At 74.1% G+C, this 21,329-nt stretch carries 20 protein-coding genes and 1 pseudogene; 16 read left to right on the top strand and 5 right to left on the bottom strand.

The window, feature by feature from the left end; translation table 11 throughout:
• Nucleotide 1: 1 nt before the first annotated feature.
• The 9 genes and pseudogenes from ACQYWQ_RS03195 to ACQYWQ_RS03155 all read left to right on the top strand — a co-directional run bounded on the left by ACQYWQ_RS03195 (nt 2) and on the right by ACQYWQ_RS03155 (nt 7,657).
• On the top strand, nt 2–613 hold the full coding sequence (locus tag ACQYWQ_RS03195) for a riboflavin synthase (protein ID WP_431032343.1): 612 nt from the start codon (nt 2–4) through the stop codon (nt 611–613).
• On the top strand, nt 613–1,266 hold the full coding sequence (locus ACQYWQ_RS03190) for a nicotinamide mononucleotide transporter family protein (protein WP_431032342.1): 654 nt from the start codon (nt 613–615) through the stop codon (nt 1,264–1,266). The genes ACQYWQ_RS03195 and ACQYWQ_RS03190 overlap by 1 nt, the downstream gene beginning before the upstream one ends.
• Nucleotides 1,263–2,668: pseudogene (locus ACQYWQ_RS03185) on the top strand (bifunctional 3,4-dihydroxy-2-butanone-4-phosphate synthase/GTP cyclohydrolase II). Before ACQYWQ_RS03190 ends, ACQYWQ_RS03185 begins: the two are co-directional and overlap by 4 nt.
• Nucleotides 2,658–3,143 (top strand): 6,7-dimethyl-8-ribityllumazine synthase, encoded by a 486-nt coding sequence (ribH, locus tag ACQYWQ_RS03180; RefSeq protein WP_009063338.1) that lies wholly within the window; start codon nt 2,658–2,660, stop codon nt 3,141–3,143. Before ACQYWQ_RS03185 ends, ribH begins: the two are co-directional and overlap by 11 nt.
• Before the next feature lie 98 nt (nt 3,144–3,241).
• Entirely contained in the window at nt 3,242–3,514 is a 273-nt protein-coding gene (locus ACQYWQ_RS03175; RefSeq protein ID WP_431032341.1) for a phosphoribosyl-ATP diphosphatase, read from the top strand.
• A gap of 106 nt (nt 3,515–3,620) precedes the next feature.
• A complete protein-coding gene (gene hisG / locus ACQYWQ_RS03170; RefSeq protein WP_431032340.1) occupies nt 3,621–4,469 on the top strand; it encodes an ATP phosphoribosyltransferase in 849 nt (282 codons plus the stop codon).
• A 64-nt stretch (nt 4,470–4,533) separates the two neighbouring features.
• Nucleotides 4,534–4,980, top strand: coding sequence for a PH domain-containing protein (locus ACQYWQ_RS03165; RefSeq protein WP_431032339.1), 447 nt, complete (start codon nt 4,534–4,536; stop codon nt 4,978–4,980).
• Between the two features lie 236 nt (nt 4,981–5,216).
• Nucleotides 5,217–6,542, top strand: a complete 1,326-nt coding sequence (locus ACQYWQ_RS03160; RefSeq protein ID WP_431032338.1) for a hemolysin family protein — start codon at nt 5,217–5,219, stop codon at nt 6,540–6,542.
• Nucleotides 6,539–7,657, top strand: coding sequence for a hemolysin family protein (locus ACQYWQ_RS03155; RefSeq protein ID WP_431032337.1), 1,119 nt, complete (start codon nt 6,539–6,541; stop codon nt 7,655–7,657). The genes ACQYWQ_RS03160 and ACQYWQ_RS03155 overlap by 4 nt, the downstream gene beginning before the upstream one ends.
• Before the next feature lie 63 nt (nt 7,658–7,720).
• Here the strand turns inward: ACQYWQ_RS03155 and ACQYWQ_RS03150 are convergent, their stop codons facing one another.
• Nucleotides 7,721–9,613, bottom strand: a complete 1,893-nt coding sequence (locus ACQYWQ_RS03150; RefSeq protein ID WP_431032336.1) for an AAA family ATPase — start codon at nt 9,611–9,613, stop codon at nt 7,721–7,723.
• A 502-nt stretch (nt 9,614–10,115) separates the two neighbouring features.
• Entirely contained in the window at nt 10,116–10,664 is a 549-nt protein-coding gene (locus ACQYWQ_RS03145; protein ID WP_431039047.1) for a uridine kinase family protein, read from the bottom strand.
• A gap of 479 nt (nt 10,665–11,143) precedes the next feature.
• On the opposite strand from ACQYWQ_RS03145, the gene ACQYWQ_RS03140 reads away from it, so the two are divergent.
• A complete protein-coding gene (locus ACQYWQ_RS03140) occupies nt 11,144–12,508 on the top strand; it encodes a peptidase C39 family protein (RefSeq protein ID WP_431032335.1) in 1,365 nt (454 codons plus the stop codon).
• Nucleotides 12,509–12,909: 401 nt separating this feature from the next.
• Here ACQYWQ_RS03140 and ACQYWQ_RS03135 read toward each other — a convergent pair whose 3' ends face one another.
• Nucleotides 12,910–13,446 carry a flavoprotein gene (locus tag ACQYWQ_RS03135; RefSeq protein WP_431032334.1) on the bottom strand — a complete coding sequence of 179 codons (537 nt, stop codon included), beginning with the start codon at nt 13,444–13,446 and terminating at the stop codon, nt 12,910–12,912.
• 134 nt (nt 13,447–13,580) lie between these two features.
• Here ACQYWQ_RS03135 and ACQYWQ_RS03130 point away from each other — a divergent pair, with 134 nt between their 5' ends.
• From ACQYWQ_RS03130 to ACQYWQ_RS03115, 4 genes are all read left to right on the top strand, one after another.
• The gene (locus ACQYWQ_RS03130) at nt 13,581–14,777 is read left to right on the top strand and encodes a helix-turn-helix domain-containing protein (RefSeq protein WP_431032333.1); all 1,197 of its coding nucleotides are present in this window, start codon (nt 13,581–13,583) and stop codon (nt 14,775–14,777) included.
• Nucleotides 14,778–14,866: 89 nt separating this feature from the next.
• On the top strand, nt 14,867–15,070 hold the full coding sequence (locus ACQYWQ_RS03125; RefSeq protein WP_431032332.1) for a hypothetical protein: 204 nt from the start codon (nt 14,867–14,869) through the stop codon (nt 15,068–15,070).
• A gap of 178 nt (nt 15,071–15,248) precedes the next feature.
• A complete protein-coding gene (locus ACQYWQ_RS03120) occupies nt 15,249–15,422 on the top strand; it encodes a hypothetical protein (protein ID WP_431032331.1) in 174 nt (57 codons plus the stop codon).
• An 800-nt stretch (nt 15,423–16,222) separates the two neighbouring features.
• Nucleotides 16,223–17,395 carry an acyl-CoA dehydrogenase family protein gene (locus ACQYWQ_RS03115; RefSeq protein WP_431032330.1) on the top strand — a complete coding sequence of 391 codons (1,173 nt, stop codon included), beginning with the start codon at nt 16,223–16,225 and terminating at the stop codon, nt 17,393–17,395.
• Here ACQYWQ_RS03115 and ACQYWQ_RS03110 read toward each other — a convergent pair.
• Together ACQYWQ_RS03110 and ACQYWQ_RS03105 are read right to left on the bottom strand one after the other, a co-directional pair.
• Nucleotides 17,358–17,813, bottom strand: coding sequence for a hypothetical protein (locus ACQYWQ_RS03110; RefSeq protein ID WP_431032329.1), 456 nt, complete (start codon nt 17,811–17,813; stop codon nt 17,358–17,360). The genes ACQYWQ_RS03115 and ACQYWQ_RS03110 overlap by 38 nt on opposite strands.
• Nucleotides 17,814–17,992: 179 nt before the next feature.
• Nucleotides 17,993–18,433: a hypothetical protein gene (locus ACQYWQ_RS03105; protein ID WP_431032328.1), complete on the bottom strand. Its 441-nt coding sequence runs from the start codon at nt 18,431–18,433 to the stop codon at nt 17,993–17,995.
• A 262-nt stretch (nt 18,434–18,695) separates the two neighbouring features.
• Here ACQYWQ_RS03105 and ACQYWQ_RS03100 point away from each other — a divergent pair, with 262 nt between their 5' ends.
• Together ACQYWQ_RS03100 and ACQYWQ_RS03095 are read left to right on the top strand one after the other, a co-directional pair.
• On the top strand, nt 18,696–19,136 hold the full coding sequence (locus ACQYWQ_RS03100; RefSeq protein ID WP_431032327.1) for an Lrp/AsnC family transcriptional regulator: 441 nt from the start codon (nt 18,696–18,698) through the stop codon (nt 19,134–19,136).
• A 52-nt stretch (nt 19,137–19,188) separates the two neighbouring features.
• Nucleotides 19,189–20,826: an amidohydrolase gene (locus ACQYWQ_RS03095; RefSeq protein ID WP_431032326.1), complete on the top strand. Its 1,638-nt coding sequence runs from the start codon at nt 19,189–19,191 to the stop codon at nt 20,824–20,826.
• Nucleotides 20,827–21,329 lie beyond the last annotated feature (503 nt).

The following is a 21,329-nucleotide window of genomic DNA, read 5'->3' as shown; positions in this document are numbered from 1 at the left end:
AGTGTTCACCGGAATCGTCGAAGAACTGGGTGAAGTCGTCGCCGTCGAGGAACTCGCCGACGCCTCCCGCTTCCGGCTGCGCGGCCCCGTCGTCACCGAGGGCGCCCGCCACGGCGACTCCATCGCCGTCAACGGCGTCTGTCTCACCGTCGTCGAGCACGAGGGCACCGAGTTCACCGCCGACGTCATGGCCGAGACACTCAAGCGCTCCAGCCTCGGCGCCCTCGCCCCCGGCTCCCGCGTCAACCTCGAACGCCCCACCCCCGTCGGCGGCCGCCTCGGCGGGCACGTCGTGCAGGGCCACGTCGACGGCACCGGCACGATCCTGCGCCGCGAGCCCTCCGAGCACTGGGAACTCGTCACGATCTCGCTGCCGGGCGACCTCGCCCGCTACGTCGTCGAGAAGGGCTCCATCACCGTCGACGGCATCAGCCTCACCGTCGTCGAAGCCACCGAGGACACCTTCAGCGTGAGCCTCATCCCCACCACGCTCGCCCTCACGACGCTCGGCCACAAGCAGGCGGGCGCCCCCGTCAATCTGGAGGTCGACGTCCTCGCGAAGTACGTGGAGCGGATGCTCAGGTACGGCGTGACCCCCGAGCAGGAGGGCTGATGTTCGACCAGCTCAACGCCGAGGCGTTCACCCTCTTCGGCCAGCACGTCATCTGGTCCGACGCGGTCGGCAACACGATCGGCCTGCTCGCCCTCGCCCTCGGCTGGCGCCGCTCGGTGTGGACCTGGCCCGCCCAGTTCCTCTCCGGCGTCGTCCTCGTCGCCGCCTACCTCTCCGCGCACCTCAGCGGAGGCGTCGGCAAGCAGCTCCTCGTCATCGTCGTCGCCCTGTGGGGCTGGCGCCAGTGGACGAAGGGCCGCCAGGAGGCGCAGGACGGCACCCTCGCCGTGCGCTTCGCCACCTGGCGCGAACGCGGACTGCTCCTCGGTGGCACCGCGCTCGGCACCCTCGCGGTCGGCGGCCTCTTCGTCGCCGTGCCCGAGCTGTCCTGGAACCCCTGGCCGGACGCCTACATCTTCGTCGGCACCCTCGCCGCGATGCTCGCCCAGGCGAAGGGACTCGTCGAGTTCTGGGCCGCCTGGCTGCTCGTCGACGTCGTCGGCGTCCCGCTCGCCTTCACCAGCGGGCTCGCCTTCTCCGGCCTCGTCTACGTGATCTATCTCGCGCTCGTCCTGTGGGGCCTGCGCGACTGGTGGCTGCGCTCGCGCGCGAACGCGGCACCGGAAGTCGCCCCGGAAGGAGCCCCCGCATGAGCGGCACCCACGCACCCACGCCCGGCAGCACCCCCTGGACCCCGCACGAGGGCCCCTGGCCGCACGACGAGGAACTCTCCCTCGGCCTCGACCCCGTCGCCCAGGCCGTCGCCGACATCGCCGCCGGCCGCCCCGTCGTCGTGGTGGACGACGAGGACCGCGAGAACGAGGGCGACCTCGTCATCGCCGCGGAGAAGGCGACCCCCGAGATCGTCGCCTTCATGATGAGCGAGTGCCGCGGCCTCATCTGCGCCCCTCTCGAAGGCGCCGAACTCGACCGCCTCGACCTGCCGCAGATGGTCCGCCGCAACACCGAGTCGATGGGCACCGCCTTCACCGTCTCGGTCGACGCGACCCGCGAACACGGCGTCACCACCGGCATCTCCGCCGCCGACCGCGCCACGACCCTGCGCCTCCTCGCCACCGCGAGCACCGAGCCCGACGACTTCGTCCGCCCCGGGCACGTCTTCCCGCTCCGCGCCCGCCCCGGCGGCGTCCTCGCGCGCGGCGGCCACACCGAGGCCGCCGTCGACCTGGCCCGCCTCGCCGGGCTGCGTCCCGCCGGCGCCATCGTCGAGATCGCGGGCGAGGACGGCGTCATGCTGCGCCTGCCCGAACTCGTCCCCTTCGCCCGCAAGCACGGGCTGAGCATCATCTCCATCGCCGACCTCATCGCGTACCGGCGCAGCACCGAGGCCGCGCCCCTGGAGGCCGAGCCCGCGGTGCGCCGCGAGGCCGAGGTGCGCCTGCCCACGGCGTACGGGGACTTCACCGCGTACGGCTACCGCTCCACCGCCGACGGCGTCGAACACGTCGCGCTCGTCCACGGGGACATCGGCGACGGCGAGAACGTCCTAGTCCGCGTCCACTCCGAGTGCCTCACGGGCGACGTCTTCGGCTCGCTGCGCTGCGACTGCGGACCCCAGCTCGAAGCCTCGATGCGGCGCGTCACCGAGGAGGGCCGCGGCGTCGTCGTCTACCTGCGCGGCCACGAGGGGCGCGGCATCGGACTGCTCTCCAAGCTGCGTGCGTACGAGCTTCAGGAGCGCGGCCGCGACACCCTCGACGCCAACCTCGAACTCGGCCTGCCCGCCGACGCGCGCGACTACGGCGCCGGTGCCCGCATCCTCGACGACCTCGGCGTCCGCTCGCTGCGCCTGCTCACCAACAACCCGGACAAGAGCGAGGCCCTCACCCACCACGGCCTCGCCGTCCTCGCCCGCGAACCCATGCCCGTCCAGGCCGGCGAGTACAACCTCCGCTACCTGCGCACCAAGCGCGACCGCATGGGCCACGACCTGCCCTGGCTCGACCAGGCACCGGCCACCTGCGCCCAGCAGTGACCGGACACCCGTACACCCCACCGGAACCGAACTACCGAGGAGCAGCGCGTGAGCGGTAAAGGCGCACCCGAGCTGAACGTCAAGAACTGCGGCGACCTCCGTGTCGCCGTCATCGCCTCGCAGTGGCACGAGCAGATCATGAAGGGCCTCACGGACGGCGCCCTGCGCGCCCTCGCGGAGCTGGGCATCAGCGAGCCGACACTGCTCCGTGTCCCCGGCAGCTTCGAACTGCCCGTCGCCGCCAAGGCGATGGCCTCGCGCGGCTACGACGCCGTCGTCGCGCTCGGCGTCGTGCTGCGCGGCGGTACGCCGCACTTCGAGTACGTGTGCCAGGGCGTCACCCAGGGACTCACCCAGGTCGCCGTCGACACCGGCGTGCCCGTCGGCTTCGGCGTCCTCACCGTCGACACCGAGGAGCAGGCACTCGACCGTGCCGGCCTGCCCGGCTCCACCGAGGACAAGGGCCACGAGGCCGTCACCGCCGCCGTCGCCACGGCGACCGTGCTGCGCGGCGTCGTCGAGCCCTGGCGCTGAGCCCCGCACCCCACGACGAGACGTACGCGTCCGCATGATGAGAGACGGCGGCCCCGGCTTCGCTCCGGGGCCGCCGCGGCGCGTATGGTGAGGAAACCATGTCCCAGAAGACCTTCGAAGAGCTGTTCTCCGAGCTCCAGCACAAGGCCGCGCACGCCGACCCGGCCACCTCCCGCACCGCCGAACTGGTGGAGAAGGGAGTCCATGCCATCGGCAAGAAGGTCGTCGAGGAGGCCGCCGAGGTCTGGATGGCCGCCGAGCACGAGAGCAAGGACGCCGCCGCCGAGGAGATCTCCCAGCTCCTCTACCACGTGCAGGTCATGATGCTCGCGCGCGGCATCTCCCTCGACGAGGTCTACGCGCACCTCTGAGCCGTCCCCACGCTCCCCGCCGTACCCCCGCTCCCCCCGGCCCCTCGCGCCCCGCGCGACAGCGGGCCCGCCCCCCCTTTGTCACCCACAGAAGGACGTCACCGTCATGCTGCGCATCGCCCTGCCCAACAAGGGTTCCCTCGCCGGACCTGCGTCGGCGATGCTCCATGAGGCCGGCTACCGCCAGCGCACCGAGCAGAAGGAACTCGTGCTCGTCGACCCGGCCAACGAGGTCGAGTTCTTCTACCTGCGCCCCCGCGACATCGCCCTGTACGTCAGCTCGGGCCGCCTCGACATCGGCATCACCGGGCGCGACCTGCTCCTCGACTCGGGCGCCGAGGCCGAGGAGATCCTGCCGCTCGGCTTCGCCCGTTCCACCTTCCGCTTCGCGACCCGTCCGGGGACCGCGAAGGGCCCCGAGGACTTCCCCGGGCTCACCATCGCGACCTCGTACGAGGGCATCGTCGCCAAGCACCTCGAAGAGGCCGGGATCGACGCCTCCGTCGTCCACCTCGACGGCGCTGTCGAGACCGCCATCGAGCTGGGCGTCGCCCAGGTCATCGCCGACGTCGTCGAGACGGGCACCTCGCTGCGCAACGCGGGGCTCGAAGTGATCGGCGAACCGATCCTCACCTCCGAGGCCGTCGTCATCCGCCGTACCGGCGCGGAGACCGAGGACGCCCGCGTGCAGCGCTTCCTGCGCCGCCTCCAGGGCGTCCTCGTCGCCCGCAGCTACGTGATGATGGACTACGACTGCCGGGTCGAGCACCTGGAGCAGGCGGTGGCGCTCACGCCGGGCCTGGAATCGCCGACCGTCTCGCCGCTGCACCACGAGGGCTGGGTCGCGGTACGCGCGATGGTGCCCACGAAGGGCGCCCAGCAGGTGATGGACGACCTGTACGGGCTCGGCGCGCGCGCCATCCTGACGACGGCCATTCACGCCTGCCGGCTGTAACCGCGCGGCGGCGGGACCGTATGCTCGCAGCGCCACCCCCTTTCTGGAAAGACGAGTGCCCCGCATGAGCGCCCCCGCCGCCCCCGCCCCGCTCCCGGCGACCTTCCGTCCCTCCCTCACCCGGGGGATTCTCATCGGGTGCGGGATCGGGATCTTCGTCGTCATCACGGCGATCGCGTTCCTGCTCGGGATCGGCGGCGGGGAGGCGGCGAGCTTCGTGCTCACCGCCGTGCTCCTCGCCGGAGTGTGCTTCCTGCTCGCGCGGCCCAAGGTCGTCGCGAGCGCCGAGGGCGTCACCGTCACGAACCTCACCACGCGCCGTACCCTCGCGTGGGCGCAGATCGTCCGGGTGACGCTGCGCGGCGGCGACCCCTGGGCCTTCCTCGACCTCAGCGACGGCACGAGCCTGCCGGTGCTCGGTATCCAGCCGGGCCTGGCCCGCGAGAAGGCCGTCGCCGACGCCCGGGCCCTCAGCGCCCTCGTCGAGGCACACGCCCCCGTACGCGACTGAACGCGCGGGGCGCACGCCCAGCCCGCCGTCCGGTGTGATCCGGGTCCCCGGGCCTGCCCGTCGCGGCCGAATCGTGATTAATCTGGTAGGGCGGCACACGCCGAGTGCCGCCGCCGCCCGCGCCTTCTTCCGGCGCGGGTGACCCATCGATACGAGGAGTGAACCTCTCCGGCAATGGACGGATCGTCCGGTAGTACTTGCGCCGCCCCCTTCCCTCACGGCACGGAGGCGGCGGTATGACCACATCGCTGCTGCTCCTCGGGGCGGCTTTCCTGCTCATCCTCGCCAACGGCTTCTTCGTCGCCGCCGAGTTCGGGCTCGTCACCGTGGAACGCGCCGAGGCCGAGCGCGCCGCCGAGGCCGGGGACCGCCGGGCCGGCGCCGTCGCCCGCTCCCTGAAGGAACTCTCCTTCCAGCTCTCCGGCACCCAGCTCGGCATCACCGTCACCTCGCTCGTCGTCGGCATGCTCGCCGAACCGGCGCTCGCCGACCTCCTCGAAGAGCCCCTCACCGCCCTCGGCCTGCCCGAGGCCGCGGCTCCCGGGGTCTGCGTCGTGCTCGGCATGCTCCTCGCCTCGGCCGTGCAGATGGTCATCGGCGAGCTGGTCCCGAAGAACTGGGCCGTCGCCAAGCCGCTCCAGGTCGCGCGCTTCGTCGCCGGGCCGCAGTACGCCTTCGCGCGGCTGCTCCGCCCGGTCATCGCGCTCCTGAACACGGCGGCGAACGCCCTCGTACGGCGCTTCGGCGTCGAGCCGGCCGACGAGATGGCCTCCGCCCGCACCCCCGGCGAACTCGTCTCGCTCGCCCGGCACTCGGCGCTCGCCGGGGCCCTGGAGAAGGACACCGCCGACCTCTTCGTGCGCACCCTGTCGCTGGAGGACCTCACCGCCCAGCAGGTCATGACCCCGCGCGTGAAGCTGAGCACCCTCCAGTCCACCGCCACCGCCGAGGACGTCGTCAACCTCACGCGGGCCACGGGCCTCTCGCGCTTCCCGGTCTACCGCGAGCGCATCGACGAGATCACCGGCACGGTGCACCTCAAGGACGCGCTCGCCGTGCCCCCGCACGACCGGCTCCGCACCCCGGTCAGCCGCGTCACGCGCACCCCGCTGCGCGTCCCCGAGACGATGCCCGTGCGCACGCTGCTCGCGCTCCTGCGCACCGAGCAGCCGATGGCCGTCGTCATCGACGAGTACGGCGGCACCGCCGGGGTCGTCACCCTGGAGGACATCATCGAGGAGGTCGTCGGCGAGGTACGCGACGAGCACGACGGGCAGGACCTGCCGGAGCTGGCCGCGCTCCCCGCCGAGGAAGGCCGCCCCGCCTGGGAGGCCGACGGCGGCATCCGCGTCGACCAGCTCCGCGCCATCGGCCTCGACGTCCCCGAGGGACCGTACGAGACCGTCGCCGGCCTCGTCGCCGACCTGCTCGGCCGCATCCCGGCCCCCGGCGACCGCGCCGAGCTGCCGGGCTGGCGGCTCGACGTGCGCCAGGTCGGCCACTACCGCGCCGAACGCGTCCGCATCGTCCGCACCGCGCCCGTCCTGGAGGCGGCCCGATGAGCGTGCTCCAACTCCTTCTCGCCGCCGTCCTGATCCTCGCCAACGGGTTCTTCGTCGGCGCCGAGTTCGCCCTGGTCTCCGTACGGCGCAGCCAGATCGAACCCCTCGCTGCGGACTCCGCGCGCGCCCGCAGGGTCCTGCACGGCCTCGAACACCTGCCGAAGATGATGGCGGCCGCCCAGTTCGGGATCACCCTGTGCTCCCTGACCCTCGGCGCCGTCGCCGAGCCGACCGTCGCACACCTCCTGGAACCCGTCTTCACCGCCGTGCACCTGCCCGATGGCCTCGTGCACCCGCTCGGCTACGTCATCGCGCTGCTCCTCGTCGTCTTCCTCCACCTCGTCATCGGCGAGATGGTCCCGAAGAACCTCGCGATGGCCGCGCCCGAGAAGGCCGCGCTGTGGTTCGGGCCCGGGCTCATCGCCTTCGCCCGCGTCTGCGGTCCCGTCACCGTCTTCCTCGCCGCCTGCGCCAGGCTCGTCCTGCGCGCCTTCCGCGTCGAGCCGAAGGACGAGGTCGAGGCCGTCTTCACGAGCGACCAGCTCAGCCACCTCGTCGAGGACGCGGGGCAGGCGGGACTGCTCGACGCGGAGGCCCAGGAACGCCTGGAGGACGCGCTCGAACTCGGCACACGGCCGGTCACCGACGTCCTCCTCGACCGCTCCCAGCTCGTCACCGTCGACCCCGCCGTCACCCCGCGCCGCATCGAGGAGCTGACCGTCGCCACCGGCTACAGCCGCTTCCCTGTCCTCGGCACGGGCGGCGTCTTCATGGGGTACCTGCACGTCAAGGACGTACTCGACCTCGACGAGCCCGACCGCGCCGTCCCGCAGCGCCTGTGGCACCGCATGATCACGCTGCGCGCGGAGCTGCCCATCGACGACGCCCTCACCGTGATGCGCCGTGCGGCGACGCACCTCGCGCAGGTCGCCGACGCGAGCGGCCGCGTTCTCGGTCTCGTCACGCTGGAGGACGCGCTCGAACTCCTCGTCGGCGAGGTCACCGACCCGGCGCACCGCCTGCCGGAACCGGTGCCCGCGCGCCCCCGCATGAAGGTCGAGCCCGTCACGGTCCAGCACCGGGCCCGCCCCGGCGAGGAGGCCCTGACCAGCTGACCGCGCCGCGTGCCGCCGCCGTACGGGAGACCGTGCGGCGGCGGCACGCGCGTGTCCGGGCCCTCAGAAGTCGTCCTCGGCGCTCGGCTCGTGCGGGCCCGGGTTGCGCCCCGACAGGACCTCCCCGTACGCCTGCATCAGGTCCGGCAGGCGCAGCGTCGCGAGGTCGTCGCGGCTCGGCGGGTCCGGGTAGCCCATGAGCCGCAGATCGCGGTAGGCGCAGGACTTCTCGTACAGCGTGCGCAGGAAGCGGCCGTTGCCCAGCTCGTCGATCCAGCCCTCCTCGACGACATGTCCCGCGATCGATGCCAGCTCCTCGCGCGCCTCCTCGTCCCAGTGGTCCCCGTTCGCACCCGCGAGCACCTCGCCGATCCGGGTCAGCTCCGCCGGGCGGTACGAGGGGAAGTCGACGCGGCTCGTGAAACGCGAGCCGAGCCCCGGGTTCGCCGCGAGGAGCCGGTCCATGCCCTCCGGGTAGCCCGCGAGGATCACCACCAGGTGGCCCCTGTTGTCCTCGGCGCGCTTGAGGAGCACTTGCAGCGCCTCGTCCCCGTACGCGTCCCCGCGCCCGTAGCCGGAGTTGGAGAGGCTGTACGCCTCGTCGACGAAGAGGACCCCGCCGAGCGCCGAGTCGATCAGCTCGTTCGCCTTGACCGCCGTCTGGCCCAGGTACTCGCCCACGAGATCCGAGCGCTGCGCCTCCACGAGGTGGTCCCCGCCGAGCAGCCCCAGCGCGTAGAAGACCCGCCCCAGGATGCGTGCGACCGTCGTCTTGCCTGTGCCCGAGGGGCCCGAGAAGATGAAGTGCCGCTTCGGGGGCTGCACCGGCAGCCCCTGCTCCGCGCGCAGCCGGGCCATGTTCAACTGCGCCGAGAGCGCCCGCACCTGACGCTTCACGGGCTCCAGTCCGACCATCTGCTCCAGCTCGGCGAGTGCCGCCTCCAGGAGCGCGGGATCGGCCGGCCCGGCCGGCATCCGCTGGGGGCCGGGCTGCGCGGGGAGCACCGCCTTCTCCCGTACGTCGTCGGCGGGACCACCGGCCGGCGGCTCCCCGCCCAGGTGCGGCGGCTCGGCGGCCACGGTGTCGGGGCCGAAGAGCGGCTCACCGCCGTCCCTGGCCGCCGCCGTGTCCTGGCCCGTGCCGCCCAGGCTCACGGCCGCGTAGTCGAGCGGTGAGGCGAGATCCTGGTAGCCGTCGCCCTCGGAGATCGCCGCGAGCCGCGCGGCCGTGTCCATGAAACCCGCGTCCACCCGGTGCACCGCGCGGTACAGCGGCAGCGCCGCCGCGCTGCGCCCGCTGCCCTCGCGGGCCCGCGCCAGCCAGTACCGCAGTTCCTTGCGCTGCGGCTGCTCGCTGCGGCAGCGCATGAGCGCGGCCGAGAGCAGCGGCTCCGCCTGCCCGTACATCTCCAGACGGACCCGCGCCATCCCGCCGAAGAGGCCCGCCTCGATGCCGAGGAGCGGGTCGTCGAGCAAGGTGTCGGTGTGCCGGGCCAGTTGCTCCCAGTCCTTGACGAGATAGGCGCGGCAGGCGTGCAGGAAGCGCACCTGCCGGTCGCTCTCGGGCGGCGGCAGCGCGCCGAGTGCCCGGTCGAGGTCGGGGACGTGCCGCCCGTCGAGCCAGTGCGAGGCGTGCGCGAGCAGCAGGTCGCGCGTCGTCTCAAGGACCGGCTGCACCCACCAGCCCAGCCAGTACCAGGAGTTGAGCGGGCGCCTGTGCCGGGCCCGCTGCTCGCCGAAACGGTCGCGGTGCTGGAACATGCGCAGCAGCGCGGCCGGGGTGTCGATGCGCAGGGCGTGCAGGCCGAGCCAGCCGTCCGCCATGCCCGGATCGAGGCGCACCGCGGTGCGGAACTCCTCCTCCGCCTGTGGATACGCGCCCATCGTGTAGGCGTCAACGCCGCGCAACCAGGCGAGATCGGCCGGGCCCGGTGCGCCGTGCGTGCCGAAGTCCATCACGTCCCCCACAAACCGTGCCCCCGTGGCCTTGCCGCCGGACCCGTCGTCGGCCGCGCGGCCGAACCGCCGCGCCGCGAGCGGCTCTTGCTCCCCCGTGCGGATGCAGCCCGCCAGGGGACGGGCCGCACTGCGGCATCGTACCTGCGGGGACGTGCCCGGCCGAAGGGTGCCGCAGGCGTCGCGGAGGCAGCGCCGGGCGCACGGGGCGCACGGGGAGGCGGCCGCGGGCAGTCACTCGCTGTGAGTGAACGAATGCGTCAAGTAGGGCCAAACCGGGGGGTGCGGGACAGAACGAAGCCCCCGGTCACGGGGGAACAACCGGGGGCTTCGCGTCTGGTGTGCGGCCCGCCGGGCCGCACACCGTGAACGTAAGACCAGTGCGGGCCCCGGGTCAAGACGCGCCGGGGAAGTGACGGGGACTGCTTTCGGCTTCTTTCCGCTTCGTCGGCGGGAGTTGACTCTCCGTCACCGAAGCGGGGGTCGCGTGCCCCGCGCCCGCTCACTTCCGCAGCACGTACCCCTCGCCGCACTGCCGAACCAGCGCGTCCGCGAAGGGACGGGAGGGATCGGCGCGAAAGTGCTCCGCCTCGGCCCGTTCCCAGCCGTCCCAGAAGTCCGCGAGGTCAGGACCGTCCCTTTCGCGCCCGCGTTCCCAGGCCGCCCCACTGGCCAGATCCATCCACCACAGCAGCGACAGCCACGGCCGCAGCGCCCGCCGGCCGGCCCCGACGCCCTCGACGAGCACGACGGGCGCGGGCGCCGCTGTACGGGTGCGGCCCGGGCGGCGCGCGACCCAGTCGTACGGTCGGAAGACGGCCGACTCGCCGCGCGCGAAGGGTTCGAGCACCTGCGCGGCGAAGCGCCCGGTCCAGCCGAAGAGGCGGTCGTGCGAGGCGAAGTCGTCCAGGCGCAGGACGGGCGCCCCGCCGAGGGCCGCCGAGAGCCGGAGCGCGAGCGTCGACTTGCCCGAGCCCGCGTGCCCGTCGATCCCGACGAGCCGCACCGGGCCGCAGGACGGGGCGAGGCCGTGCAGGCGCTCAGCGAGCACCGCCGCGCTGACGGCGCCGCCGGGACCGCAGGGGCCGCTCGGGGCCGGGGACGTGGGGTCGGACGGCGTCGCCGTCTCGTCCTGGGCGTTCACGGCGGCAAGCCTACGGGGAGCGCGCGCCGGGGGCGCACGGACTCCGCCCCCTGCTCGCAGCAGGCCCCCGTGCATCCCCCCAGGCTTCCTCGCGCGGGCCCCCGCGCACCCGTCCGGGCTCCCTCGCGCGAGCCCCGTGCCCCCCTCCGGGCTCCCTCGTGCGGGCCCCGTCCGTTCCGCCGCCCGGAGCAGCCCCGTACCTCTCAGAGGTCCAGGCCAATATTGGTGCCCGCACCGGCCCCGGAAAAGCTGGTCCCGAAGGTCCCCGGGGGTGATAGTGGCCCCTGACGTGCACCTGTCCTTCCGGGTCTTCCCCAGCACCGTGCCCGGACGGCGGCCGTACCGACCCACACCGATGGACCCAGAGAGATGGGGGACCCCCGCCCATGACCGGCTCCACATCGCGTCGCACCGTCCTCACCGCAGCCGTCGCCGTCGCCGCGGGCGCGGCCGCCGCGGGCCCCGCGCTCGCGGGCCCCCGCCCCGGCGGCGGCCACCACTCCGCCCCCGCGAGAACGGCGGAGTACCACGGCTTCACGAGCGCCGCCGACTGGCGCGCGGGCCGCGCCGAGGGCGTCCGCGTCCTCGCCGGGCGCCGCGCGGGCGTCACGCTCGCGCACGCCATCGGGGAGCGCGACTACGCCGATCCGCACCGGGAGACCACGACCCGCTACGAGTACGCGCGCTGGACCTCGCCGCGCCACCGCCTCACGGTCCCCGCGACCGAGGTCATCGCCTCCTGGAACGCCCACACGCCCACCGGCACCTGGATCGAGGTGGAACTCTCGGGCACGTACACGGACGGCACCGAGACCCCCTGGTACGTCATGGGCCGCTGGACCGCGGGGGACGACCCCGAGCAGGACATCCGCCGCACCTCCGTGGACGACCAGGGCGACGGCCGCAGCAGTGTGTGGACCGACACCCTCGCCGTCGACGACGCGGCGTCCGGGCTCCGCCTCACCTCGTACCGCCTGCGCCTGACCCTCTACCGCCGCCCCGGCACCCGCCCCGCCCCCACCGTGTGGCGGCTCGGCGCGATGGGCTCGGACGTCCCCGACCGCTACACCGTGCCCGCCTCCACGCCCGGGCTCGCGGCCGAACTCCCCGTGCCGCGCTACTCCCAGGAGATCCACGCCGGGCAGTACCCGCAGTACGACAACGGCGGCGAGGCCTGGTGCAGCCCCACCTCCTCACAGATGATCATCGAGTACTGGGGCCGCGAGCCCAGCGCCGAGCAGCTCTCCTGGGTCGACCCCTCCTACGCCGACCCGCAGGTGTGCCACGCGGCCCGGCAGACCTTCGACTACCAGTACGACGGCTGCGGCAACTGGCCCTTCAACGCCGCCTACGCCGCGACGTACCCCGGCCTCCAGGGCGTCGTGACCCGCCTCGGCTCGCTCGCCGACGTCGAGACGCTCATCGCGGCCGGTATCCCCGTCATCACCTCGCAGTCCTTCCTGGAGAGCGAGCTGACCGGCGCCGGCTACGGCACGTCGGGCCATCTCATGACGGTCATCGGCTTCACCGCCGAAGGCGACGTCATCGCCAACGACCCCGCATCCCCGAACGACCCGGCCGTGCGCCGCGTCTACCGGCGCGCCGAGTGGGAGACCATCTGGCTCCGCACCAAGCGCAAGACCGCGACGGGCGCCGAAGCGAGCGGCACGGGAGGCGTCTGCTACCTCTACTTCCCCGCGGACGTATCACCGGCTCAGCGGCGTGCGTTGGCTGCCGTGGGCGTTCGCTGACCGCGACGCGGGGCCCCTCCCGAGAAGATCCGGCAGGCGGGCGGGGCCTTGCGTCGTTCAGCGGGCGGTGAGCGCGGCGTCGACGTCGGCCCGCCAGGAGCCGGAGCGGTGCGCGAGCGCGAGGGCGCCCCCGGCGCCTGGCGCCTCCTCGCCGCGCCGCCGGTGAGGTCTTCGGACCGGACCCCGACGGCGGCGCGGCACCAGACCCCCAGCCCACCCGAGCACCGGTTCGCCCCCTCCTCGCGCGCCGCCCGGTCACCGCCGCCCGCACCTCGGCCACCGCAGCGAACCACACCCGCCGCCGCGCGTCGGGCTCCTCCCCCGAGGCCGGAGAGACACGCGTGCTCGTCGTCGGCGGGCCGGAGTTTCAGCGAGCCATCGGGGAGATCCGCGCGCGCGGGTTACGCGCGAGGGGGCGCCACCTCGCGGACCGCCCCCAGCGCGAGATGCCACGGATACGGGTGCCGCTCGCCCGACGGGTTCGGCACGAAGCCGCCCTCGCCGTACAGCACCCGCACGTCCATCGCGCGCAGCTCCGCCACGCTCCGGTCGAGCGCTCGGTGCTGGGCGTAGGCCGCGTTCACGCACGGCATCGCCACGAGCGGGATGCCTTTCCCGATCGCCTCGGCCGCGAAGCCCACGACGAAGCTGTTCGTGAGCCCGAGCGCCCAAGCGTTGATCGAGTTGAACGTCGCGGGTGCGAAGAGCGCGGCGTCGGCACGCGGCCATGCGTCCGCAGCCCCAGGGTGCTTGTACTCCGAGCGCACCAAGTGCCCGGTCACCCGCTCCAGCTCGGGCAACCGCGGCTCCAGCCAGCGGGCCGCCGCCGGGGTCAGGCCGAGACACACGTCATAGCCCACGCTCTGCGCCTCCTTGATGACCGGCACGATGTCGAGCACGGGCGGGGCGGCTGAGCCGAGCAGGTAGAGGGTCGTCATCCGTTCATCCCATCGTGCGCGCGCTCGAACATGCAACCGCCCCCAACCCGGTGCGGGCTAGGGGCGGTTGAAGCTCCGCGCGAGCGTTGCGCGATACCGTTCCAGGTGTCGAGTCAGGAACGTGAGGTACCAGTATGCCCCTATCCGCTGACGACGCCACAGGGTCCCGTATCGCGGAACAGCGCAAGCTTGCCCGACTCACGCAGAAGGAGTTGGCCGCACGCATCGCGTATTCCTACAGCCTGCTCAACCAAGTCGAGTGCGGGGCCAGGCCCGCGAGCGATGGCCTGGTACATGCTGTCGCCGAAGCGCTGGGCATTGACCCCACCCTCCTTACGGAGCCCGCCCGCGTGACCTCTGCCCAAGCTGATCGCCTCGCCGCGATCATGCACCCGATCCGCGAGGCTCTCGACCTCTACGACCTCTACGACCTCGACGACCTCGCGCCGGACGGCGCCGCCCGGCGCCCCCTCCGCGTCCTCGTCGCGGACGCGGACCGCCTGTGTCGGCAGGTACGCGCCACGCACCTGCGTGCCGCCGCGTCCGCGCTGCCCGAGCTGATCGCCGACCTCACCCGGACCGCGCAGACCGCCCCGAGCACGGAGACCTGGCGGGCCCTCGCGTCCGCGTACCGCAGCGCCCATGACGTCGCCCTCAAGGTCGGCCATCTTGACCTCGCGGGGATCGCTCTCGACCGCATGGGCTGGGCCGCCGAGCGCGCCTCCGACCCGTGCCTGGCCGCGATCCGCCAGTACAAGCGGGCCCTCGTGCACCAGCGTTCGGGCCGCAGCCTGGGACGGCGCCTCGTCGCCGCGGGCCACGGCCTGCTCGGGGAGCCCGCGACGCGCGAGGAGATCGCCGTCGCCGGACAACTCCACCTCGGCGCTGCCGCGGTCGCGGCCCGCCACGACGACGGCGCCGCCGTCGCCGAACACATCGCCGCGGCCCGCGTCCTCGCCGACCGCGTGGGCGGGGAAGCGCGCGAGGTGCACTGGCTGTCCTTCGGGCGCGTCAACGCGGACCTGCACGAGATGGGCGCGTACATCACCATGCGCCGCTACGACGACGCCCTTCGCCAGGGCCGCTCGATGAAGCTCCCACCCGCGACGTTGACCTCGCGGCGGGCCCGGTTCCTCGTGGACATGGCCGTCGCCGAGATGGAGACCGGCCGCTCCGACGCCGCGCTCCGCCACCTCGCCGAAGCCCGCCGAGCAGCGCCCGAGCAGACCCGCTACCACCCGCACACCCGTCAGGCCGTCACCGGACTGCTCCACACCACGCGCCGCACGCCGGAGTCCCTCACCCACATGGCGACCTGGATCGGCCTCTAGCATTCGCACACTCACGGATTTGTGAGTGTTGCGCACCTCACGCCCCACGACGATGTGAGTGCACATCACGCCGGAGAACGGGGCATGAGATGAAGACGAAACCGTCGCGCGAGCTACCAGCGCCGCGTCACCTCACGGCCGAACAGCGGCGCGGCGCCGCCTGTATCTGGTGCGGCGCCGCGCTCCAGCCCGGCATCGACGACGTCGATCTCGGGGCTCGCCCCGCCAGTGCCACCGGTACCGCCTGGTTCCCCCGCTCCTGCCGCTCCTGCCACGGACGGGAGGGGCAGTGACCGGGACCGGAGAGGCTCCCCGCTCGATCGGCTGGTGCGCGGGGCACCGCGGCCTCGCCGAGGGGCCGACGCTCGTCCGGAGCGTCGAGCCCACGTCCGGGCCGGGCAGGGGCGGGTGCCTTCACGCCTGTCCCCGCTGCCGCGAGTCGTACCCGCTCACGCCCCGCACGGAGGAGCGATGACCGAACGTGCCGCGGTCGCCGCCGTCAACGGTCACGCGGCCGAGTGCCCCCGCTGCCGGAGCCGCGACGAAGGCTGTCCCGAGGCCGCCGCTCTGTACCGGGCCTGGCGATCCGCCCGGCGCCGCGCCCGCGACCAGGAAGAGGTGCCCCGCGAAGACCAGCACGTGTGAGCGTCGCGGCGAGATGATCCGGCCCGGCGAGGAGACGGAGCCGATACTCCGCGATTCCCTCTCCGCCGCACGCCTCTCCGCCGCACGCCCCTCCGCTCCGCCACCCGTCACCTGATATGCCCGCGTGACAGCGCCGAGCAGGCCGCCTGGTCCCGCGCGCTCCGCCGCGAGGCCCCCTGACTCCCGCCCCGCGCCCCGTCGCGGGCGGGACGCCGCAGCCCCCGGTCGGAGCGCGAGGCCGCACGGGGGCTGACCGAGGCCCGCGCGCGGGCGGCGTGCGAGACCTCAGGGGAAGAGGCCGCCATGACCCTGGGCGACGGCGACCACGAGGGGGTGGGCTGGAGCGCGGACGCGCTGCCGCAACCGCGCCTGCGTGGGACGCGCTGCCGCAACCGCGCCGCCGCGCGAGAGGACACGGCCGTCCTGGAGGGCGGGCGCCCCGGCCCCTTCCCGCCGCTGGGCGGAACGACCCGCCCGGGGAGAGGCCGCTGCCACGAAGGAGGCGCGCGACGCGGTCGCCGAGCCCCGCGAGGGACGCGCCGAGTCGTGGCAAGGAACCCCTGTACGGGCACCGAACCACCTCCGCCCGTACGGGGGTTCCGTCATGTCCCGTGAACCCGTGACGTGCGGCGATTCTTCCGGCATACTGCCAGCGCCCGGCCCCGCCCCGCCCGGTTCCACCGGCGGGGACGCGCCCCTCCGAGACCCGGAGCTGCGCGCCCGGCCCGGGCACCCACGAGGCAGCGCCGCCTCCACCCCTGGTGAGCGCTGCCCGCGCCCCACAGGGAGGGATGACACGCATGCCCGCAGACATCCGGCGGTCCGTGGAACGGGACCTGCCCACGGAGGAGTCCAGGGACCTGATCGCCCTCGTGCGCGACCTCGCGCGCAAGGAGATCGCCCCGCACGCCGCGGCCGAGGAGGAGAGCGGCACCTTCCCCCGTGCGGTCTTCCGCCTCCTGTCCGAAGCGGGACTCCTCGGCCTGCCCTACCCCGCCGAGTACGGCGGCGGCGAGCAGCCCTACACGGTCTACCTCCAGGCGCTCGAAGAACTCGCCGCCGCCCGCCTCACCGTCGGCGTAGGCGTCAGCGTGCACGTCCTGTCCTGTCACGCCCTCGCGCTCCACGGCACGAAGGAGCAGCGCGCCGCCTGGCTCCCCGGCATGCTCGGCGGCGGCCTGCTCGGCTCGTACTGCCTCTCGGAGCCCACCGCGGGCTCCGACGCCGCCGCGCTCAGCACGAAGGCCGTACGCGAGGGCGGGGACTGGGTCCTGACGGGGACCAAGTCGTGGATCACGCACGGCGGCGTCTCCGACTTCTGCACCGTCCTCGCGCGCAGCGGCGGCCCCGGCGCCAAGGGGGTCACCGCCTACCTCGTCCCCGCCGACGCGCCCGGACTGAGCGCGGCCCCGCCGGAGCGGAAGATGGGCCTCAAGGGCTCCCCGACCGCTCAGCTCCACTTCGACGGCGTACGGGTGGGCGACGAGCGCCGCATCGGCGCGGAGGGCGAGGGCTTCTCGCTCGCGCTCGACGCCCTCGACGCGGGCCGCCTCGGCATCGCGGCCTGCGCGGTCGGGCTCGCCCAGGCGGCGCTCGACGCGGCGCTCGACTGGGCCGCCGAGCGGCGCCAGTTCGGCCGCGCGATCGGTGACTTCCAGGGCCTGCGCTTCCTGCTCGCCGACATGGCCACCGCCGTCGAGGCCGGGCGTGCCCTCTACCTGGCCGCCGCGCGCCGCAAGGACGCGGGGCTGCCCTACGCGCGGCAGGCGGCGATGGCGAAGCTGCTCTGCACCGACAACGCCATGAAGGTCGCCACCGACGCCGTGCAGGTCTTCGGGGGCTACGGCTACACGAGCGACTTCCCCGTCGAGCGCTACCTGCGCGAGGCGAAGGTGCTCCAGATCGTCGAGGGCACCAATCAGGTGCAGCGCATGGTCATCGGCCGCCACCTGCTCGGTCCCGAGGGCCGCTGAACCAGGGCACCGGCGGGGCGGCGAGGCGGTCCCACTCGGGGTCCCCGCGCAGCGGCAGCGTCGCTCCGCGCTCCGCCCAGTGGGCGAGCAGGGCACGGTAGATGGGCGGGTCGGGGCTCTCGGCCGCGCCCGCGTGCGCGGCGTTCGACGGGGGCCTGAGGCCGCCGTGCCGGGGCGGGTGCTGCGGGTACGTGTCCTGCCGAACCGATTCTTCACGGCTGGGCCGCGCCGCGTCCGCGCGTACCCAGGCGCCGGGGCGCGGGGGGCGCGGGGCATCCGCGCGCGAGGGCAGGGCCTCGGCGGCACGGGGTCTCGCGCTCTCGCGCGGCGGGGCGAGCAGCGCGTAGCCGTGGGTCGGCGCCTCCGGCTGACGGCGCCGCCCGGTGGGCTGTTCCAGGGGCGGGTGAGGGGACGTCATGCCCGGCCCAACGCGGGGCGCGCGGACCAGTCACCGGGGTGTCGGTTCGCGCATGTGTTCTGGCCGTGCCCGGGGAACCCGGCGGGTGCCCCGGGCAGGATCTCGTGCCCCGGCGGTGCGGCGCCGGGGCCGGAGCGCGAAGCGCGTGGGGATGCGGGGTGTACGGCGTGCGGACGGGCTCAGGCGGCCCGGTGGTACGTGCGCAGCGGGCGGCGGGGCGCCTTGATGGGGCGCGAGCCGGGGCCGCCGACGTGCGAGAAGGGCTGGGTACGCCAGTCCAGGCCCTGCGGGAGCGTCAGGAGCACGCCGATCTCTTGCTCGTCGGCACCGCCCTCGTCGGCCGGGCGGGCACTCGCGGCCGCGCGTCCCGTACCGGGGCAGACGGTGAGGCCGAAGGGGTTCCACGGCGAGGCGCACAGCGCGTGTTCCGGCAGGACGTCCTCGTCCGCGAGCAGTGCGATCGGCTGGGCGCAGTCCGGGCACACGACCCGGTAGATCTCGAAGATGTCGTACGCGTCGAACTCCTCGTCGTCGACGGGTTCGACGCCCTCCGGGGCCGGCGGCTCGGCGAGCTGACGGCGGGCGGCACGGGCGCGGCTGGACCGCTTGGGATTCTGCATTCGGGTTTCTCCCCCTCGGGTGGGCCGACAAGGCACTGCGGCCTCGACCACAGCAAGCACTTCCCCCGGGCCCCGCCCGATAATCGCGACACCTGTGCGGACACGGCTCCCCGGGTGTGGTCTTCGTCACACGACGGTGTGAAAGCGGGGGTGAGGAGGCGTTCGGGGGGCGTGCGGGGGCACGCGCGCCCGCGCTGTCCACGGTGCGAGACGGCGTACCCGCGCCTGTCCAGGTCCTGCCCAGGACGGTAGGTTCAGCGGCATGGAGGACCTTGACCGGCAGATCGTGCGGCTACTCGTCGCTGACGGGCGGATGAGCTACACCGATTTGGGCAAGGCCACGGGCCTGTCCACATCGGCGGTGCACCAGCGCGTGCGGAGGCTCGAACAGCGGGGCGTCATCCGCGGGTACGCGGCCGTCGTCGACCCCGAGGCCGTCGGCCTCGCCATGACCGCGTTCATCTCCGTCAAGCCCTTCGACCCCTCCGCCCCCGACGACATCGCCGACCGCCTCGCCCCCGTCGAGGAGATCGAGGCGTGCCACAGCGTCGCCGGTGACGAGAACTACATCCTGAAGGTGCGCGTCCAGAGCCCCCACGACCTGGAGAACCTCCTCGCCAGGGTCCGCTCCCTCGCCGGCGTCTCCACCCGCACCACGGTCGTCCTCTCCACCCCGTACGAGTCCAGGCCCCCGCACATCTGAGGCCCCGCCACCCTCGTGGCCCCCTCGCCGGGGCACGCGCCACACTGTCCCCATGAACCGCACGACACCCCCGCCACCCCCCACCGTCCTGCTCCGCGGCGGTGAGGTGCACAGCCCCGCCGATCCCTTCGCGACCGCGATGGTCGTCGAACGCGGTCACGTCGCCTGGGTCGGCTCCGAGGGCGCGGCGGACGCCTTCGCCGACGGCGTCGACGAGGTCGTCCACCTCGAAGGCGCCCTCGTCACCCCGGCGTTCGTGGACGCGCACGTGCACGCGACCGGCACCGGGCTCGCCCTCACCGGGCTCGACCTGAGCGGGGCCACGAGCCTGGAGGAGGCGCTCGACCGCGTCGCCGCGCACGCCCGTACCCGCTCCGGCGACCGCGTCCTGCTCGGCCACGGCTGGGACGCCGCGCGCTGGCCCGACGGCCGTCCCCCGACCCGCGCCGAACTCGACCGTGCCACGGGCGGCCGCCCGCTCTACCTCTCGCGCATCGACGTGCACTCCGCGCAGGTCACCACCGCGCTCATGGACCTCGTGCCGCACGCGGCGGGCCTGCGCGGCTACGACCCCGATGCCCCGCTCACCGCCGACGCGCACCACGCCGTGCGCGCCGCCGCCTACGGCGCCGTGACGCCCGCGCTGCGCGAGGAGGCGCAGCGCACCGCGCTCGCGCACGCGGCCGCGCGCGGCATCGGGCAGGTCCACGAGTGCGGGGGCCCGGAGATCTCCGACGAGGAGGACTTCACGGGGCTGCTGCGCCTCGCCGCCGAGGAGCGCGGCCCGCGCGTCGTCGGCTACTGGGCCGAGGCGGTCGCGGGGGAGCGGGACGCGGAGCGCGTCCGCGCACTCGGCGCGCGCGGCGCCGCGGGCGACCTCTTCGCCGACGGCGCGCTCGGCTCGCACACCGCGTGCCTGCACACGCCGTACGCGGACGGGCCGAGCGGCCACCGCGGCACCCCCTACCTCGACGCCGAGGCCGTCGCCGAGCACGTCACCGCGTGCACGGAGGCCGGGCTCCAGGCCGGTTTCCACGCGATCGGGGACGCGGCGCTGAGCGCGGTCGTCGCCGGCTTCCGCGCGGCGGCAAAGAAGACGGGCCTGGACCGGGTGCGCGCCCTGCGCCACCGGGTCGAGCACGCCGAGATGCTCGACGCCGGGGGAATCGCCGCCTTCGCCGAACTCGGCCTCACCGCCTCGGTGCAGCCGGCCTTCGACGCGCTGTGGGGCGGCGACGACGGCATGTACGCCGCGCGGCTCGGCGCCGAACGGGCCCGTACCCTCAACCCCTACGCGGCTCTCCTGCGCGCCGGTGTCCCGCTCGCCCTCGGCTCGGACGCCCCGGTGACCCCGCTCGACCCCTGGGGCACGGTGCGGGCCGCCGCCTTCCACCACACGCCCGGGCACCGCGTCTCGGTGCGGGCCGCCTTCACGGCGCACACCCGCGGCGGCTGGCGTGCGGCGGGCCGCGACGACGCGGGCACCCTGGTCCCCGGCGCCCCCGCCGACTACGCGATCTGGCGCACGGGCGAACTCGTCGTGCAGGCCCCCGACGACCGCGTGGCCCGCTGGTCCACCGATCCGCGCTCGGGCACTCCTGGCCTGCCCGACCTGACCCCGGGCACCCCGCTCCCCGAGTGCCTCGTGACGGTCGTCGGGGGCCGGGAGGTCTTCCGGGCCGGGGCCTGAAGGGCACGGCGGGGCCGTCCGGGTGGACCGGGGGCGGGGCGTACGGCCGCTGGGGTGATGTGCCCCCGCGCCCCTACGGCCCCGAGTCTGCGGGGCCGGGCGGCACCCTGCGGCCCCGCAGCTCGCCGCTGACCTGCGGGATCACGCGACACTCCGCGCGAGGCCCGAGGCCACGGGTGTTGACAGGGTCCGGCGCTCTGCGGGTAGGTTCGGCCGGGTCCACCACCGGACAACCGATCGGCGACGTCCCGCGCATCCGCTGGGCGCGACTGGGCCACGGGGGGAACGCGCCGGAGTTCCTCCCCACGCGAGCCAGGTCCAGCATCCGCGTCCACCGGACACGGGAACGCTTCGTACGAGGAAGGGGTCCCTCCCCGCCAGCGGCGTGGGGGACGGTGTGACCCGGGTGGGGCCCGGCAGCTCAGTAGACAACGGTTCACGGTCGATCCGCAGCCAGCGGGTCCCTGGCCGGCCCGAAGGGCGCCGGGCCCTCATCCGCAGTG

It is taken from the genome of Streptomyces sp. P6-2-1, assembly GCF_050613165.1.
Classification (GTDB): Bacteria; Actinomycetota; Actinomycetes; order Streptomycetales; family Streptomycetaceae; genus Streptomyces.
The sequence above is the reverse complement of the archived record's forward strand: the minus strand, read 5'-3'. Positions and strand labels throughout refer to the sequence as shown.

Coding starts and splice junctions, on each gene's coding strand:
- ACQYWQ_RS03190 (WP_431032342.1), top strand. CDS start 613: ATGTTCGACCAGCTCAACGCCGAGGCGTTCACCCTCTTCGGCCAGCAC.
- ACQYWQ_RS03175 (WP_431032341.1), top strand. CDS start 3,242: ATGTCCCAGAAGACCTTCGAAGAGCTGTTCTCCGAGCTCCAGCACAAG.
- hisG (WP_431032340.1), top strand. CDS start 3,621: ATGCTGCGCATCGCCCTGCCCAACAAGGGTTCCCTCGCCGGACCTGCG.
- ACQYWQ_RS03165 (WP_431032339.1), top strand. CDS start 4,534: ATGAGCGCCCCCGCCGCCCCCGCCCCGCTCCCGGCGACCTTCCGTCCC.
- ACQYWQ_RS03160 (WP_431032338.1), top strand. CDS start 5,217: ATGACCACATCGCTGCTGCTCCTCGGGGCGGCTTTCCTGCTCATCCTC.
- ACQYWQ_RS03155 (WP_431032337.1), top strand. CDS start 6,539: ATGAGCGTGCTCCAACTCCTTCTCGCCGCCGTCCTGATCCTCGCCAAC.
- ACQYWQ_RS03150 (WP_431032336.1), bottom strand. CDS start 9,613: ATGGACTTCGGCACGCACGGCGCACCGGGCCCGGCCGATCTCGCCTGG.
- ACQYWQ_RS03140 (WP_431032335.1), top strand. CDS start 11,144: ATGACCGGCTCCACATCGCGTCGCACCGTCCTCACCGCAGCCGTCGCC.
- ACQYWQ_RS03135 (WP_431032334.1), bottom strand. CDS start 13,446: ATGACGACCCTCTACCTGCTCGGCTCAGCCGCCCCGCCCGTGCTCGAC.
- ACQYWQ_RS03130 (WP_431032333.1), top strand. CDS start 13,581: ATGCCCCTATCCGCTGACGACGCCACAGGGTCCCGTATCGCGGAACAG.
- ACQYWQ_RS03125 (WP_431032332.1), top strand. CDS start 14,867: ATGAAGACGAAACCGTCGCGCGAGCTACCAGCGCCGCGTCACCTCACG.
- ACQYWQ_RS03120 (WP_431032331.1), top strand. CDS start 15,249: ATGACCGAACGTGCCGCGGTCGCCGCCGTCAACGGTCACGCGGCCGAG.
- ACQYWQ_RS03115 (WP_431032330.1), top strand. CDS start 16,223: ATGCCCGCAGACATCCGGCGGTCCGTGGAACGGGACCTGCCCACGGAG.
- ACQYWQ_RS03110 (WP_431032329.1), bottom strand. CDS start 17,813: ATGACGTCCCCTCACCCGCCCCTGGAACAGCCCACCGGGCGGCGCCGT.
- ACQYWQ_RS03105 (WP_431032328.1), bottom strand. CDS start 18,433: ATGCAGAATCCCAAGCGGTCCAGCCGCGCCCGTGCCGCCCGCCGTCAG.
- ACQYWQ_RS03100 (WP_431032327.1), top strand. CDS start 18,696: ATGGAGGACCTTGACCGGCAGATCGTGCGGCTACTCGTCGCTGACGGG.
- ACQYWQ_RS03095 (WP_431032326.1), top strand. CDS start 19,189: ATGAACCGCACGACACCCCCGCCACCCCCCACCGTCCTGCTCCGCGGC.